The organism is Tissierella sp. QWL-11, from assembly GCF_058683765.1.
Window position 1 is genome coordinate 896,358 of sequence record NZ_CM178750.1, and the last position, 17,102, is coordinate 913,459.

At 30.5% G+C, this 17,102-nt stretch carries 13 protein-coding genes; all 13 read left to right on the forward strand.

Annotated features, from left to right (window positions below):
- Positions 1-11: 11 nt before the first annotated feature.
- The 13 genes from AC4PG3_RS04300 (at position 12) to AC4PG3_RS04360 (ending at position 17,075) form a co-directional block, all read left to right on the forward strand.
- The gene (locus AC4PG3_RS04300; RefSeq protein ID WP_492197839.1) at positions 12-1,019 is read left to right on the forward strand and encodes a dihydroxyacetone kinase subunit DhaK; all 1,008 of its coding nucleotides are present in this window, start codon (positions 12-14) and stop codon (positions 1,017-1,019) included.
- Positions 1,020-1,028: 9 nt separating this feature from the next.
- Complete coding sequence (dhaL, locus tag AC4PG3_RS04305; RefSeq protein ID WP_492197840.1) at positions 1,029-1,667, forward strand: dihydroxyacetone kinase subunit DhaL; 639 nt, start codon at positions 1,029-1,031, stop codon at positions 1,665-1,667.
- An 18-nt stretch (positions 1,668-1,685) separates the two neighbouring features.
- The gene (gene rbsK, locus AC4PG3_RS04310) at positions 1,686-2,609 is read left to right on the forward strand and encodes a ribokinase (protein ID WP_492197841.1); all 924 of its coding nucleotides are present in this window, start codon (positions 1,686-1,688) and stop codon (positions 2,607-2,609) included.
- Between the two features lie 32 nt (positions 2,610-2,641).
- The gene (locus AC4PG3_RS04315; RefSeq protein WP_492197842.1) at positions 2,642-3,649 is read left to right on the forward strand and encodes a uroporphyrinogen decarboxylase family protein; all 1,008 of its coding nucleotides are present in this window, start codon (positions 2,642-2,644) and stop codon (positions 3,647-3,649) included.
- A gap of 214 nt (positions 3,650-3,863) precedes the next feature.
- Complete coding sequence (gene chvE / locus AC4PG3_RS04320; protein ID WP_492197843.1) at positions 3,864-4,961, forward strand: multiple monosaccharide ABC transporter substrate-binding protein; 1,098 nt, start codon at positions 3,864-3,866, stop codon at positions 4,959-4,961.
- A gap of 92 nt (positions 4,962-5,053) precedes the next feature.
- A complete protein-coding gene (gene mmsA, locus AC4PG3_RS04325) occupies positions 5,054-6,592 on the forward strand; it encodes a multiple monosaccharide ABC transporter ATP-binding protein (RefSeq protein ID WP_492197844.1) in 1,539 nt (512 codons plus the stop codon).
- Positions 6,593-6,606: 14 nt separating this feature from the next.
- Complete coding sequence (mmsB, locus tag AC4PG3_RS04330; RefSeq protein WP_492197845.1) at positions 6,607-7,755, forward strand: multiple monosaccharide ABC transporter permease; 1,149 nt, start codon at positions 6,607-6,609, stop codon at positions 7,753-7,755.
- A 9-nt stretch (positions 7,756-7,764) separates the two neighbouring features.
- Positions 7,765-8,787, forward strand: a complete 1,023-nt coding sequence (locus AC4PG3_RS04335; protein ID WP_492197846.1) for a LacI family DNA-binding transcriptional regulator — start codon at positions 7,765-7,767, stop codon at positions 8,785-8,787.
- Positions 8,788-8,800: 13 nt separating this feature from the next.
- Positions 8,801-10,114 (forward strand): xylose isomerase, encoded by a 1,314-nt coding sequence (gene xylA, locus AC4PG3_RS04340; protein ID WP_492197847.1) that lies wholly within the window; start codon positions 8,801-8,803, stop codon positions 10,112-10,114.
- 72 nt (positions 10,115-10,186) lie between these two features.
- On the forward strand, positions 10,187-11,692 hold the full coding sequence (xylB, locus tag AC4PG3_RS04345) for a xylulokinase (RefSeq protein ID WP_492197848.1): 1,506 nt from the start codon (positions 10,187-10,189) through the stop codon (positions 11,690-11,692).
- Between the two features lie 14 nt (positions 11,693-11,706).
- The gene (locus AC4PG3_RS04350; RefSeq protein ID WP_492197849.1) at positions 11,707-12,750 is read left to right on the forward strand and encodes an aldose epimerase family protein; all 1,044 of its coding nucleotides are present in this window, start codon (positions 11,707-11,709) and stop codon (positions 12,748-12,750) included.
- Between the two features lie 325 nt (positions 12,751-13,075).
- Positions 13,076-14,395 (forward strand): nucleotide sugar dehydrogenase, encoded by a 1,320-nt coding sequence (locus AC4PG3_RS04355; RefSeq protein ID WP_492197850.1) that lies wholly within the window; start codon positions 13,076-13,078, stop codon positions 14,393-14,395.
- 13 nt (positions 14,396-14,408) lie between these two features.
- A complete protein-coding gene (locus AC4PG3_RS04360) occupies positions 14,409-17,075 on the forward strand; it encodes a polysaccharide deacetylase family protein (RefSeq protein WP_492197851.1) in 2,667 nt (888 codons plus the stop codon).
- The last annotated feature ends 27 nt before the right edge of the window (positions 17,076-17,102 follow it).

Consider the following 17,102-nt stretch of genomic DNA (forward strand, 5'->3'; position numbering starts at 1 on the left):
GAGGAGTTTTGATGAAAAAAATAATTAATGATCCAATGAATTTTGTAGATGAAACTATCGATGGAATACTCTATGCTTATGGGGAAAAATTAAAATGTCTTGATGGTGATAAAAGAATCATACTTAAAAACACTCCAACAAAGCCTAATAAAGTTGGGATAGTAACAGCTGGTGGAAGTGGTCATTTACCTGTATTTTTAGGATATGTTGGAGATGGAATGCTTGATGGATGTGCTGTAGGAAATGTATTTGCTTCACCTGCATCTTCCAAGATGGCTTCAATGATAGAGCAATGTAATAATGGAGCCGGAGTATTATGTTTATATGGTAATTATGGTGGAGATAATTTAAACTTTGAAATGGCTACTGAAGAAGCAGATTTTATGGATATAGAAACTGAACAAATAAGAGTAAAAGATGATGTAGCTTCTAGTCCTAAAGAATTAGCTGAGAAGCGTAGAGGTGTAGCTGGAATGGTGTATGCTTTTAAAATAGCTGGGGCTGCAGCAGATAATATGATGAATTTACAAGAAGTAAAAGAAGTAACACAAAAAGCATTAAACAATATAAGAACAATGGGTGTAGCTTTGACTCCTTGTATAGTACCAGAGGTAGGAAAACCTACATTTACCATAGCAGAAGATGAGATGGAAATAGGAATGGGAATTCATGGAGAGCCGGGAATTGAAGTAGGAAAAATAAAGACAGCTGATGAGGTAGTAGATATAATGTTACAAAAAATACTAGTAGATATAGAATTAAATAGCGGTGATGAAGTCTCTGTGATGATAAATGGATTAGGTGCTACTCCTTTAGAAGAACAATTAATCTGCTATAAAAGAGTTCATGAAGTTCTAAAGGAAAAAGGAATTTCAATATATATGCCTCACATTGGAGAATTTGCAACTTCTATGGAAATGAGTGGATTTTCAATAACCTTATTTAAATTAGATGATGAATTAAAATCATTACTTAGACAACCAGGAAGTACGCCTTTTTATACAAACGAAAATAAATAGGGGGTAAATATGAAAAGCTTTGGAATTAAAGATTTAACAGAAATTATTGCCAATATCAAAGATATAATGATTGAGAATAAGGACTATCTTATAGAATTGGATGCTCAAAATGGTGACGGGGATCTAGGCTTGAGTATGAGTAGTGGATTTACTAAAACATATGAAATGATGAAAAAAAGTGAAGAAGAAGATTTAGGTAGATTTATGCTTAAAGCTTCTAAAACCTTAAATGAATCAGCTCCATCTAGCTTAGGAACTCTTTTATCTATTTACTTTATGGGCATGGCGAAATATTTAAAGGGAAAGACCACAGCTACATTGGAAGATATAATACTTTCATTAGAAAGCGGCCTTTCAAATATGATGCAAAAAGGTGGGGCTAAACCAGGAGAAAAGACAATAATAGACTCACTGCACCCTGCAATAGAAGAAATGAAAAAAGGATTAGCAGAAGATAAGTCTATAGATAAAATTTTCTCATCTTCACTTGAAAAAGCCAATGAAGGAATGTTAGCTACTAAAAATATGAAATCTGTACATGGTAGAGCAGCTTATTATGGAGATAAGAGCATAGGAATTCAAGATGGAGGGGCAACAGTTGGAATGTATATAATTAAAGGTATTTCAGATTATATGCAGGAAATATAATAGATAGTAGGTGAGAAGATGAAAAAAGGAGTAACAGTCTTCGGTAGCTTCGTAGCCGATCTTATGGCTAGAAGTGAAACTCTTCCACTGCCTGGGGAAACAGTAAAGGGAAACTTTTTTAAGATATCACCAGGGGGGAAAGGCTCAAATCAGGCTATAGCAGCTAAAAGAGCAGGAGCAAATGTAGACATAATAACTAAAGTAGGCAATGATCAGTTTAAAGATTTGGCTTTTGAGAGTTTTCAAAATGAAAATATGTCTACTGAGTATATATTTTTAGATGATAAAGAATCAACTGGTATAGCTCTTATTATGGTAGCTGAAGACACAGGACAAAATATTATAACTGTAGTGCCTGGAGCTTCTTCTAATATTACAAATGAAGATATAAAAAAGGCAGAAGATATTATTTTTAAAAATCAATTTTTATTGTTGCAATTAGAAAATAATATGGAAGCAATATTAAAAGTAATAGATATGGCATATGAAAATGATATAAAGATCATTTTAAACCCTGCACCTGTCTCAGAATTACCTGATGAGATTTATAGAAAACTATATGTCATAACTCCAAATGAAGTAGAAGCAGAAAAACTAAGTGGAATAAAGATTGAAGAAGATGAGGATGTAATAAAAATAGCAAAATATTTTCATCATAAAGGTGTAAAAAATGTAGTGATAACTCTAGGGGATAATGGAGCATATGTATCTACTGAAGAAGATAAAAAATGGCTTAATACTATAAAGGTAGATGTAGTAGACACCACAGGAGCAGGAGATGCCTTTAATGGGGGGCTAGTAGCTGGATTATCTCAAGGGAAAAGTATATTGGAAGCATGTAAATATGCTATGGTAGTTGGAGGATTATCTGTAACTAAGGTAGGTACATCAATATCAATGCCGACTTTAGAAGATATAAATAATTATATTCAAGACAATTAGAATTTAAAAAACTATTTCAAGGAGGAATAATATTGGAAAATAAAAGGGAATTAATGAAAAAAGTATTTAATAATGAAAAAGCTGACAGGGTACCTATAGGATTTTGGTATCATTATGTTCCACCGAAAGATCATTTTAGATCATTGGAAGATAAAGATGTATTAAACAAAGTTATAGAAGGACATAAGAAGATGTATAGAGAAATGCAACCAGACTTTGTAAAAATAATGTCTGATGGATTCTTCGGACATCCTAGTGTAAATAATACAAAAATAGAAACAGGAGATGACTTGTTTAAAATAAAGGCAGTAGGAGAGGAGCATCCATGGATTACTGAACAAGTAAAGTTTGTAAAAGAAGTTAATGATGAGTTCTGCGATGAAGTTTATACATTTTATAATATATTTTCTCCATTACACTGTATAAGACTATATTTTGAAGAATTTGAAGCAGATAATAAAAAATTCCCAAGATTATTTTTAGAAAATCCAGAGGCTATGGACCATGCAGCAAGAGAAATAGCTAAAGATTTAGATATTCTAATAGAGAAATTATTTAAAGAAGTAAAATTAGATGGAATCTATTATAGTGTACAAGAAGTACAAGACGAAAGAGCAGATAAAGCTTTTCATGAAAAATATGTACATCCAACTGATTTACACACATTAGAAACTATTAAAAAACATAGTGATACAAATATATTACACATCTGTGGATATGGAGAATATACAAATGATTTAGATTTATTTACAAAATATGATTTAAGTATTATAAACTGGGCAACTCATACAGAAAATACTAGTCTGAAAGAAGGTAAAGAATTTTTTGAAGGAAAAGTAGTTATTGGAGGATTTGATAATAATAAAGGAACTCTATTAGATTCTGGAACAGATGAAGAAGTAGAGAAATATGTAAAAGAAATGTTAGAAGAAGTAGGAACAAAAGGAGTTGCAATAGGTGCAGATTGCACTATTAGCCCTGATATTCCAGTAGAAAGATTCAATTTTATAAGAGAATTAGGAAAAAAATACGCTAAATAAACCCATTCCCCCTTTTTAAATTAACCCAATGAAAGAACTTATATAGATATGAAAATTTCTATATAGAAGAAGTCATTGGGTTAATTTCATTTTTGATTATATTAATTGTTAAATTAAAAATAAAACGATTTCCTATTGACATATAAATTTAAACATTATAAAATGAAATTAACAAATGTGCACGAGCACATAACTAAATATTAGGGGGAGAAATATGAAAAAATTTATTAGTATGATGTTAGCACTAGTCTTAATGTTTTCTCTAGTAGCATGTGGTTCTGATAATGGAGACGCAGATAAGACTTCTTCAGATGGAGGATCGGAGGAAGTAATGGTAGGAGTTTCTATGCCTACTAAATCTCTTCAGAGATGGAATCAAGATGGGGAAAATATGAAAATGATTTTACAAGACAAAGGTTATGAAGTAGAATTAGAATTTGCAGAAAACAAAATAGAAACTCAAATTTCTCAAATTGAAAATATGATAACAAAAGGTGCAGATGTAATAGTAGTAGCAGCTATAGATGGAAGTGCTTTGACAAATGTATTAGATAGTGCAAAAGAAGAAGGTATAGAAATCATAGCCTATGATAGACTTATCATGAATACTGATGCTGTTAGTTACTATGCAACATTTGACAATTATAATGTAGGAACTATTCAAGGAAAATATATAGAAGACAAATTAGGATTAGAAGAAGGCAATGGACCATTTAATTTAGAAATAGCAACAGGCCCATTAGATGACAATAATGTTGTATTTTTCTATGGCGGAGCAATGGATGTACTAAAGCCTTATATTGACAATGGACAATTAGTTGTAAAATCAGGTCAAATTTCTAGAGAACAAACTGCAACTCCAAATTGGGATGAACAAGAAGCTCAAACAAGAATGGATAATATAATTACAGCTTACTATACTGATGATACTATAGATGCTGTTTTAGCATCTAATGACTCAGTTTCTCTTGGAGTACAATCTGCACTTAAATCAGCGGGATATGGAACTGAGGCGAAATCCATGCCTATAATAACAGGACAAGATGCAAATGTTTCAAATGTTAAGGCTATAGTTGGTGGAGACCAATCTATGTCAGTGTTTAAAGATACTAGAGCATTGGCAGATAAAGTTGTGGAGATGGTAGATGGTATAGTATCAGGTGAAGAAGTAGAAGTAAATGATACTGAAACTTATGATAATGGAGCAAAAGTAGTACCTTCTTATTTGTTAGAACCAAAGTTTGTAGATATAGAGAATTATGAAGAGTTACTAATTGATAGTGGTTATTATACAGAAGGTCAACTTAAATAATATGCATTAAATTTTATGCTAGCTCTTGCTAGCATAAAATTTAATCTGATTTCTATTTATTTTAAGAATTAATAGTAGGAATGGTGATATAGGTGGACAATATTCTATTGGAAATGAAGGGAATAACTAAAGAATTCCCAGGTGTAAAAGCTCTTGATAATGTAAATTTAAAAGTTAAAGAAAATACTATTCATGCAATAGTGGGTGAAAATGGAGCGGGAAAGTCAACTTTAATGAAAATATTAAGTGGAGTTTATTCTACTGGAAGTTATAGTGGAGAGATTATATTTAAAGATAAAGTTGTTAATTTTAAAGACATTAAAGATAGTGAAAATGAAGGAATAGTCATAATTCATCAAGAGCTTGCTTTAGTTCCTACACTTTCTATAATGGAAAATATGTTTTTAGGTAATGAGAGATCTGAAAAAGGTATAATAAATTGGGACAAAACAGAAGCGGATGCTCTTAAATATATGAAGATGGTAGGGTTGTATGAGAATCCTCATAATCTAATTGAGAAAATTGGAGTAGGAAAACAACAGCTAGTTGAGATTGCAAAAGCTTTAGCTAAAAGAGTAAAGTTATTAATTCTTGATGAACCTACTGCTTCTTTGAATGATGAGGATAGTGAAAAATTATTAAATTTAATTTTAGATTTAAAGGAAAATGAAGGGATGACTTGCATTATTATTTCTCATAAATTAAATGAAGTAAAAAAAGTTTCTGATGCCATTACTGTAATAAGAGATGGTGAGACAATAGAAACTCTAGAAATGAAAAATAATGATATAAGTGAAGATAGGATAATTAAAGGAATGGTAGGAAGAGAAATAAAAGACAGATATCCTTCTAGAGACAATAAAATAGGAGATATTAACTTTGAAGTTAAAGACTGGACAGTCTACTCACCTCATATTCCAGATAAATTAGTAATAGATAATATAAGATTTAATGTAAGAAAAGGAGAAGTTATAGGTATTGCTGGACTAATGGGTGCAGGTAGAACAGAATTGGCTATGAGTTTATTTGGTAGAGCATATGGAAATAGGATAACAGGAACTGTACTGAAAGAAGGAAAAGAAATAAAGTTAAATAATATTAAAGATGCTATAGAAAATGGGATAGGATATCTTACAGAAGACCGTAAAGAACAAGGTCTAATCTTAATGAATGATATTCGAAAAAATATAACATTAGCCAGTTTAAACAAGATTAGTAAAAAAGGTATACTAGATGAGCATAAAGAAATTAATATTTCTAAAGAATATTCAGAGAAAATAAATATAAAAGCTCCAAGCATATTTCATAAAACTGAAAATTTGTCAGGTGGGAATCAGCAAAAAGTTATGCTTGCTAGATGGCTTTATTCCGACCCTGATGTATTGATACTAGATGAACCCACTAGAGGAATAGATGTAGGAGCTAAATATGAAATATATAAGATCATCAATGAACTAGCATCAATGAATAAGTCAATTATTTTAATATCATCAGAGTTACCAGAGTTATTAGGACTAAGTGATAGAATATATGTAATGAATGAAGGGAAATTTGTAGCCGAATTTAATAAAAAGGATGCTACACAAGAAAATATAATGAGAAGTATAATTCAAAGTACAAAGGAGGTATAACCATAAAAAGTTTAATGGGCAAAAATTCAAAGATAGATTTAAGAAAATATGCTATGTTTATAGCTTTAATTTCTATAACAATATTATTTCAAATTACTACTGATGGAATACTTTTAAAACCAATGAATGTTTCTAAATTAGTTATGCAAAATAGCTATATTCTTATTTTAGCCATTGGGATGTTGCCAGTTATATTGACAGGAAATATAGATCTTTCAGTTGGATCTGTATTGGCCTTTGTAAGTGCTATTATAGGAGTTATGATAATTACTTATGAACTACCAGTATGGTTAGCAATAATAGTGGCCTTGATTGTTGGAGTAATAGTAGGAGCATGGCAAGGATTTTGGATAGCTTATGTTAGAATACCTTCTTTTATTGTTACTTTAGCAGGTATGTTAATTTTTAGAGGTTTAACATTAGTAATTTTAAAAGGGAATACACTAGCTCCATTTCCGGAGTCTTATCAATATCTTTCAGCAGGATTTTTAACAAGTAATAAAGATATGGTAACCATAGTTTCTTTAGGGGTAGGAGTACTATTTTCGATTTTAGCAGTATTTATAGAGTTTAGAAATAGGAAAAAAGAACAAAAATATGGAATTCAAGACACTAGCTTTCATGTTTTTATCCTAAAAATCATTACTGAAGTAGTATTAATTATGTTCTCTTTATATTGGTTGAGCCTATATAAAGGGGTCCCAGTAGTATTGTTTTTACTAACCCTACTAATATTAATTTACAGTTATATAACGAATAAGACAGTTTTAGGAAGAAGTATATATGCTTTTGGTGGAAATGAAAGAGCTGCAGAACTTTCAGGTATAAAAACAAATAGGGTGTTTTTCTTGACTTATGTAAATATGGGAATTATGGCAGCACTAGCTGGTATAATATTTTCTGGAAGATTAAATGCTGCTACACCATCTGCAGGAAATGGATTTGAATTAGATGCAATAGCTTCATGTTATATAGGAGGGGCCTCAGCTTCAGGAGGAGTAGGAACTATAATTGGAGCAGTAGTTGGAGGTCTGGTAATGGGGGTCCTAAATAATGGTATGTCAATTATGGGAATTGGAATTGATTGGCAACAAGCTATTAAAGGACTAGTTCTCTTGGCAGCAGTTGCTTTTGACACCTATAATCAAAAGAAAAAAGCATAGGTAATCAATATGAAAAACATAACAATAAAAGAAATTGCACAAGCTTGTGGAGTATCAAGAGGAACTGTAGATAGAGTTCTACACAATAGAGGAAATGTAAGTAAAGAAACTGAAAAGCTTGTAAGAGATACAATCAAAAAATTACAATATACTCCTAATATAACAGGAAAGATATTAGCTACTAAAAAAACAGGATTTAAAATAGGTGTCATACTAATATCACGAGGAAACCCATTTTTTGACGATGTACTAAAAGGTTTAAATAGAGCTAAAAAGGAATATGAAGACTTTGGAGTATCAGTTTTAATTCAAGAATTAGAAGGATATGAAGTTGAAAATCAATTGAGAAAAATAGATGAAATCAAAGATAAGGTAGATTGTATAATTTTAAATCCTATAAATGATAAAAAAATAATAGATAAAATAAATGAATTGGTAGAATCAGGAAAGATTGTAGTCAATATAAATACTGATGTAGAAAATAGTAAAAGATTATATTATATAGGTAGTGATTATACAAAAGGTGGAGAAACAGCATGTGGTATACTTGGATTGCTTACTAATGGTAAGGCAAATGTGGCTATATTGACTGGTTCTAAAAAGGTTTTAGGACATAATCAAAGAGTGGAAGGATTTAAAAAAATTGCTAAAACTAGGTATCCAGATATGAGTATATTAGATCTAGCTGAAACAAATGACAGTGATAAAATAGCTTATAAAGAAACTTTAAACCTTTTAAAAAATCATGATATTGACTCTATATTAATTGTAGCAGCAGGTGTAGAGGGAGTTTGTAGTGCTGTAAAGGAAATGAAAATGGAAGACAAAGTTACAATTGTAAGCTTTGATAAGATTCCTATTACAAGGCAAATGTTAAAGGAAGGCATAATAAAAGCAACAATATGCCAACAGCCTTTTACTCAAGGTTATAAGTCTATTGAAATGGCATATAGTTATTTTGTTTCAAAAAAAAGAAAAGAAAAAGACAAGTATATAGTTAAAAATGAAATAATAATATTAGAAAATCTGTAAGGAGATGAATTGAATGAAAACTTATTTTCCAAGTGTAGAAAAGGTTAAATTTGAGGGAAGTGATTCTAAAAACCCTTTTTCATTTAAATATTATGATGCAAAACGAGTAATAGATGGTAAAACTATGGAAGAACACTTAAAATTTGCCATGTCTTGGTGGCATACAATGGTGGCTGGAGGAACAGATCCTTTTGGTTCAGCTACTATGGATAGAGAATATGGAGAAAAAGACCCTATGGAGAGAGCAAAAGCTCGTGCAGATGCAGCTTTTGAATTTATGACTAAATTAGGCATAAAATACTTTTGCTTTCATGATGTAGATATAGCTCCTCAAGGAGAAACTTATGAAGAAACTCGAAAAAATTTACATGAAATGGTAGAATATATCAAGTCGAAAATGGAAGGTACTGATATTAAATTATTATGGGGAACTGCAAATGCATTTAATCATCCTAGATATATGCATGGGGCAGGAACTTCTTCAAATGCAGATAGTTTTGCATATGCAGCAGCTCAAATTAAAAATGTCATAGATGCAACAATCAAATTAGGTGGAAATGGATATGTATTTTGGGGTGGTAGAGAAGGCTATGAGACTCTATTAAACACAGATATGGAGTTTGAACTTGATAATATGGCAAGGCTTATGAAAATGGCTGTAGAATATGGAAGAAAACAAGGATTCAAAGGAGACTTTTATATTGAACCTAAGCCAAAAGAGCCTACTAAACATCAATATGATTTTGATACGGCTACAGTACTTGCTTTCTTAAAAAAATATGATTTACAAGATGATTTTAAGATGAATATAGAGGCAAATCATGCTACTCTTGCAGGTCATACTTTCCAACATGAATTGGCAACTGCAAGAATAAATGGAGTCTTTGGAACTGTAGATGCTAATCAAGGAGATCCAAACTTAGGTTGGGATACAGATCAATTTCCAACAGATGTATATAGTGCAACTCTAGCAATGCTTGAAATAATAAAAGCTGGTGGATTTACAAATGGAGGACTTAACTTTGATGCAAAATTAAGAAGAGGATCCTTTAAATTTGATGATTTATTATTAGGTTATATCGTTGGTATGGACACCTTTGCCTTAGCTTTAATCAAGGCATATGAGATAATAGAAGATGGAAGAATAGATGAGTTTGTGAAAGAAAGATACTCAAGTTATAATTCTGGCATTGGAAAGGATATAGTAGAGGGGAAAGTCACTCTAGAAGAACTTGAAGAATATACTCTTAAAAATGGAGAAGTAGAGATGGATAGTGGTAAACAAGAGTATTTAGAAGCAGTATTAAATAACATATTATTTAAATAGACATTAAACTTAAGGACTTCTTTTATTTGAAGTCCTTAAATTTACCATAAATTAAATTAAAGAGGTGTTCATATGAATTATATAATAGGTATAGATGTAGGAACTTCAGGTACAAAAGCAGTTTTATTTGATGAAGAATTAAATATTATCTGTACATCAAGCAAAGAATATCCACTGTATCAACCTAAAAATGGTTGGGCAGAACAAGATCCTAAAGATTGGGCAAATGCAAGTAAAGATGTATTAAAAGATATTGTAAAAAACAGTGGTGTGGATAAAAATGACATAAAGGGAATAGGTTTATCTGGTCAAATGCATGGACTAGTTATGCTAGATGAAAATGATGATATAATAAGGCCTGCGATTATTTGGGCAGATCAGAGAACTGGAAAAGAATGTGAAGAAATAACAAGAAAAGTTGGAAAAGAAAAACTAATACAAATCACAGCAAATCCAGCATTAACAGGATTTACTGCTTCTAAAATCCTATGGGTTAAAAACAATGAACCAGATAATTATAACAAGTGTGAACATATATTACTTCCTAAAGATTATGTAAGATTTATATTAACAGGCGACTATGCTACAGATGTATCAGATGCAAGTGGAATGCAGCTTTTAGATGTGCCAAATAGAAAGTGGTCAGATGAAATCTTAAGCTTACTAGAAATAGATAAAGATAAACTTGCAAAAGTATATGAATCACCTGAAGTAACAGGTAAACTAAAAAAATCAATAGCGGATGAGATTGGTCTATCAGAAGATACAGTTATAGTAGCAGGAGCAGGAGATAATGCAGCCGCAGCAGTGGGTACAGGAGTAGTTAAGGATGGGAGTGCCTTTACTACGATAGGTACTAGTGGAGTAGTATATGCTCATACAAGTAAGGTTAAGATAGACTTAGAAGGAAGAGTTCATACATTTTGCTGCGCTGTTCCAGGTAGTTGGCATGTAATGGGAGTAACTCAGGCAGCAGGATTATCTTTAAAATGGTTTAGAGACAATATTTATGATGGGAAAAATGAAAAGACCTCCTACGATGAGATAAATAAGGAAATTTCAAAGGTTGGTATAGGAAGTGAAAATTTAATTTATCTACCTTACTTAATGGGAGAGAGAACTCCACATCTAGATCCAAATGCAAGGGGAGTATTTTTGGGACTATCTGCAAAACATGAAAAAAAGCAAATGGCAAGAGCAGTAATGGAAGGTATAGCTTTCTCTCTAAAAGACAGCTATGATATATTAAAAGAAATGGGTATAGATACAGATGTGATGATGGTAACAGGTGGAGGAGCAAAAAGTGAAATCCTAAGAAAGATGCTATCTGATATGTATAATTGCAATATAAACACTATAAAATCAGAAGAAGGTGCTTCCCTTGGAGCAGCCATACTGGCAGGAGTTGGAGCTGGCATATTTGACTCAGTAGAAGATGCTTGTGAACTTCATATAAAAAAAGATAAAGAAGTAAATCCAGATATGTACAATCATAAAGAATATCTTAAATATCATGAAATATACCAAGATATTTACAAAGATTTAAAAGATACATTTAAAAAACTAAGTAATATATAGTGGAGGTGGAAGTATTGGGAATAGAAAAAACTTATTTCGGCACTACAAAAGATGGACAAAGGGTATATAAGTTTGCTCTAATAAATAATAAAAATACAAAAGTTGAAATAATAAATTATGGAGCCACTGTAGTCTCATTTAATATAAAGGATAAAAATGGAGACACAAAGGATATAGTACTTGGATATGACAATATATCTGATTATGAAAAAGGTGAAAAATACTTTGGAGCAACTATAGGCAGAAATGGAAATAGAATAGAAGGATCGCAATTTAAATTAAATGGGAAAACCTATAAATTGGATAAAAATGAAGGTGAAAATCAACTTCATGGGGGAGAAGGAGGCTTTCAAAAGAGAATATGGGATTATGAGGTAAATAAAAAATCCATAGTATTTAGTTATACAAGCAAAGACGGAGAAGCAGGCTTTCCTGGAGAATGTACTTTGAGGGTAGAATATATACTAAATGATGAGGATGAACTCCATATAAATTATACTGGAAATACAGACAAAGATACTATATTAAATCCTACAAATCACTCCTATTTCAATTTAAATGGGCATGATGATGGGACTATACTAGATCATTTTCTGGAAGTAGATGCAGATTGTTTTTTACCTACTGACAAAGATAATATCCCTACTGGGGAAAAAAGAGATGCAAAAGAGACTCCTTTTGACCTAAATACTCCTAAGAAAATAGGAGATATTATAAAAGAGGATTATCCCCAAATAAAAGATGCCAAAGGAATAGATCACAACTTTTGCCTAAATAATGAAGGAACACTAAAATTAGCTGCTACTCTTTATAATGAAGATAAAACTTTACAGTTGTTAACTTATACAGATCTACCAGGGATTCAAGTATATACAGGTAATTTTATTGGGAATGAAAGAGGAAAAAATGGGTCAATCTATATAGACTACTCAGGGATATGCTTTGAAACCCAATATTATCCAAATAGTATAAATATAGAAGAATTTCAAAGCCCTATTTTAAAAATAGGAGAAAAGTATCAAAGTACAACTATATATAAAATAGATAATAAATTTTAAATTTCAAGAAAGGAAAAATAAGATTTGTATAGTGCATTTTCTGGGAATACAGGGAATTAATAGGGTTTGCCTTAGTTTATTGATTATATTATCATATTAACAAAGAGAAAATCCATATTTCTAAGGAAATTATAATCAAATAAGTTTTAATTTTATTCTAAAATTTAAATATGAATATTAAAAGTACCTATTTTTTAGATTACTCTAGGTTTTATATAAATGAAAATTTATGAAGCTTTCTACTAGAGTTTGATTTTCTAGATAATGGGTATCTTTATTTTGCTGAAATAAAGTTTATTATTTATATTATAGAATGGGAGAAAAGATGAAAAATATTTACAAAGATATTATAAATATGAAGAAAAAGATTGCAGTAGTTGGACTTGGTTATGTAGGCATGCCTTTAGCAATATCCTTTGCTAAAAAAGTGGAGACTATTGGATTTGATATTGACAAAAGAAAAATTGGTAAATATTTAAATGGGGAGGACCCTACCAAGGAAGTAGGAGATGAAGAGATAAAAAAATCCACAGTTTTTTTTACAAATGAAGAAAGTAAATTAAGAGAGGCAAATTTTTTTATAATTGCAGTACCTACACCAATAAATAGTGATAAAACTCCAAATTTAAATCTTGTGAAAAATGCTTCCGAAATAATTGGTCGAAATCTTACTAAAGATTCCATAATAGTATATGAATCAACAGTTTTTCCTGGAGTAACTGAGGATATTTGTATACCTATTATTGAAGATGTATCAGGCTTAAAATGTGGAGTTGATTTTAAAGTAGGCTATTCACCAGAAAGAATTAATCCAGGAGATAAAGAAAATCGATTAGAAAATATTGTCAAAATAGTATCGGGGATTGATGAGGAAACTACAGAAACAATTGGCAAGGTATATGAAATAATTATAGAAGCAGGGACTCATAAAACCAGTAGTATTAAGGTAGCTGAAGCTGCTAAACTAGTGGAAAATGCTCAAAGAGATATAAATATTGCATTTATGAACGAACTAGCTATTGTATTTGAAAAGATGGACATATCTACCAACGAGGTTATTGATGCAATGAATACAAAATGGAATGCTTTGGGATTTAAACCTGGACTTGTTGGAGGACATTGTATAGGGGTAGATCCCTATTACTTTATCTATAAGGCAGAAAAATTAGGATACAATTCTCAAATAATTCTAGCAGGTAGAAAAATTAATGATGAAATGGGTAATTTCATAGCAGATATGTCTATAAAGAATATGGTTAAAGCTAAGACTTGTATAAATAATGCAAATATTTATATATTAGGTATTACTTTTAAAGAAAATTGTGCTGATATAAGAAATTCTAAAGTTCTAGATATTGTAAATAGATTTAAGGAATATGATATAGATGTTAAAATTGTAGATCCTATTGCTAATGCAGAAGCTGTTAAGGAAGTCTATGATATAGATTTAATAGATTTATCCCTTGTTAAAGATGCAGATTGTATAATATTTGCTGTTAGTCACAATGAGTTTAAAAGACTGTCCATAGAGCAGATTAAAAATATGTACAGAAAAGACTCTAGTGCTAAAAATATTTTAATTGATGTAAAAAGTATTTTCTATAAAGAAAAAATGGAGAAAGACTTTATTTATTGGTCTTTATAAAGGGGATGTAGATATGACAGAGATACAAAAAAAGAGAATTATGACAGGTATTATGGTAATTATGGTATTGATATTAATCATAGGAATCTTTATAAATTTTTATAATAGACAAAAAAGTATACCGATAAATAAAATAAATGGGTTAAATGAAAAGGATTTAATAAATACAGTTTTAGATAATTTAAAAAAAGATGGCAAAAATGCAGAGATAATCACCGATATAAAAACATCAGAAAATATACTTGCATTAAATTTCAAAGGATTATCTGATAGAGATACAAATGAAGAAATTCTAAATTTACTATCTAAATCAAAGGTTAAATCCACATTTTTTGTAACAGGTATTCATGCCATGGAGAACTCAGAGTTTATAAAAAAACTTGATTTGGCAGGTATAAATATAGAGAGTAATACTCTATCAGGTGAAAAGCACATGGAGAGACTCCCTAACGAGGACTTAGCAAAGGAGCTTATTAAATCCAGCAATATTATTGAGAAATTGACTAAAAAAAGGCCTAATTCTTTAATTTTAAATAGTACTATATATACCGATGATTTATTAAGAGCAGCTTATGAATCGGGGTACGATAATATAGTTCATAGCAATCATATATTGAATTATCAAAGTTTTGAAAGCTATGAACAGGTTCTTGGATATATTAAATCTATAGAAAAAGGAATTATTATAAATATAAAAATAGATGGGGTTTTAGATGAAATGGAGTATGAAGCCCCTATTAAGGAAGAAAAACCTGCAATAGACAAAAAATCCAGTACTAATATAGTTGAGAATGAGGCTTTAAAACCATTAACGGAAAAGGAGCGATTATTAAACCTTGTAAAATGGACTTTGCAGGCGATTGAAGAAGTAGATTATAAAATAGACTATGCAGAGAATTTACATTCTTATTCTAAACAAGATTTAAATACCATAAATTCAGAATTAAACACAATAAAAGATGAAGGCTTATCTAATGAGTACAACAAAGTTAAAACAAATATCGAATTACCATCCAATATAATTAATATACCGAATTATGAATATACAAAGGAAGAATTAGATATTTTAAGGAAAAAGAACAATGGTAAAAAGGCAGAAGAGTTACATACCATATACACTACTGAAAAAGCTCTAAATTTTTCATTTTACGGAATCGGAAATAAGGATGCCTTAAAAAGCACATTAAATAAATTAGATGAATTAGATATAAAGGGCACATTCTTCATAAATGAAAAAGAATTTTTAAATAATCAGGATGAGATCATCTATATTTCTCAAAAGGGACATGAAATAGGTATATGCTTAACAGAGTCCATGGGTACAGACTATTATGTGGTTTTAGAAAAAATATTAAAAATGAAGAAAAAAGCTGGAGATTTAACTGGAAAATACCCAAGTCTATTTAGATATCCATATCAAATAAAAATGGGAAGTGATGTATTAGAAGCTATATCTACTGTAAAAGGTAAGGTTGTGTGGGATGATCTTTCAGCTGCAAGTTCAATTGTAGGGAAAGATGGAAGTTTAGAAGATATTATAAAAAATATATTTAATGATGGAAATCTTTTTGCACGTAGAGGTTATATAGTTTATTCCCGTATGGATTTTTATTCTGATCCTAATTTAATTGCTCATGTTATAGATAATATTGTAAAAAATAGAGTTAATACTTTAGCTTATCCAGAAGATAAAGAACAAATCTCTGCATATTCTATTAAAACTTTAGGTGATATTATAAATGGAGAAAAGACATATAATTATCCTTTGAAGGCAGAAGAAATACTACCTTCTGTTAAAGATAAAATTTACCCGGGTCATTTAGATAGACTATCTAAAGAAGAAAAGTTTAATATATTAAGAGAAAGATATATAGGGAATCCTAATATTAGAAGTAAAAATACACTACCAGGATTTACAGATGAAGAACTAGAAGAAATAGATACGGAAGGATTAATGACAGATGAAAAGGTATTATTTTTAACCTTCGATGACTGGTCTTCAGACAAGCCAGTTAATCATATTTTATATGTTTTAGATAAGCACAATGTAAGTTCATCTTTTTTTATTAGGACTAATTATGTTGAACATAATCCTAATCTGTTAAGAGCCATTGCAGAGGCAGGACATGATGTTGGAAGTCATACAGATGAACATCTTCCCTTTGCATTAACAAAAGAGGAAGTAAATGAAGATGATTCAAAAGCAATATATTTTTCCATAACATATGAAGATGCAAAGGTGAGGAAAAAAGATTTAGTATTATCTTATAATAAACTACAATCCATTATAGGAGATATTGCTGTAGATGGGAAGCCAGTATTAAATAGGATATTTAGACCACCAACCTTGGCAATGAGTAGAGCTGGAATGGAAGCGATTTTTGACACAGGTTTTAGTCATATTATAAGTGGAGATTTCAGTACTGGCGACTATCAGGACACTGATCCACAAGTTGTTGCAGATAAAATTGTAAAAGGGATAACAAAGTGGGATGGTAGTCTGAGACAAATACAAAATGGAAGTATTTTAATTATGCATATGTCAGATGGTGATAAGGCTATATCAAATAGTGCAAATATAACAGCTAAGGCACTAGACATAGCTATTCCTATACTAAAATCTCAAGGATATAAATTTGCCAAGCTAAGTGATTATATCCAAGAAAGTAGTGTGAAATAATGCATTTTCTAAGGAAAAACAGAAGAA

Excerpts from the sequence above, each read along its gene's own strand:
- AC4PG3_RS04300 (WP_492197839.1), top strand. The coding sequence starts at position 12 with ATGAAAAAAATAATTAATGATCCAATGAATTTTGTAGATGAAACTATC.
- dhaL (WP_492197840.1), top strand. The coding sequence starts at position 1,029 with ATGAAAAGCTTTGGAATTAAAGATTTAACAGAAATTATTGCCAATATC.
- rbsK (WP_492197841.1), top strand. The coding sequence starts at position 1,686 with ATGAAAAAAGGAGTAACAGTCTTCGGTAGCTTCGTAGCCGATCTTATG.
- chvE (WP_492197843.1), top strand. The coding sequence starts at position 3,864 with ATGAAAAAATTTATTAGTATGATGTTAGCACTAGTCTTAATGTTTTCT.
- mmsB (WP_492197845.1), top strand. The coding sequence starts at position 6,607 with ATGGGCAAAAATTCAAAGATAGATTTAAGAAAATATGCTATGTTTATA.
- AC4PG3_RS04335 (WP_492197846.1), top strand. The coding sequence starts at position 7,765 with ATGAAAAACATAACAATAAAAGAAATTGCACAAGCTTGTGGAGTATCA.
- xylA (WP_492197847.1), top strand. The coding sequence starts at position 8,801 with ATGAAAACTTATTTTCCAAGTGTAGAAAAGGTTAAATTTGAGGGAAGT.
- xylB (WP_492197848.1), top strand. The coding sequence starts at position 10,187 with ATGAATTATATAATAGGTATAGATGTAGGAACTTCAGGTACAAAAGCA.
- AC4PG3_RS04355 (WP_492197850.1), top strand. The coding sequence starts at position 13,076 with ATGAAAAATATTTACAAAGATATTATAAATATGAAGAAAAAGATTGCA.
- AC4PG3_RS04360 (WP_492197851.1), top strand. The coding sequence starts at position 14,409 with ATGACAGAGATACAAAAAAAGAGAATTATGACAGGTATTATGGTAATT.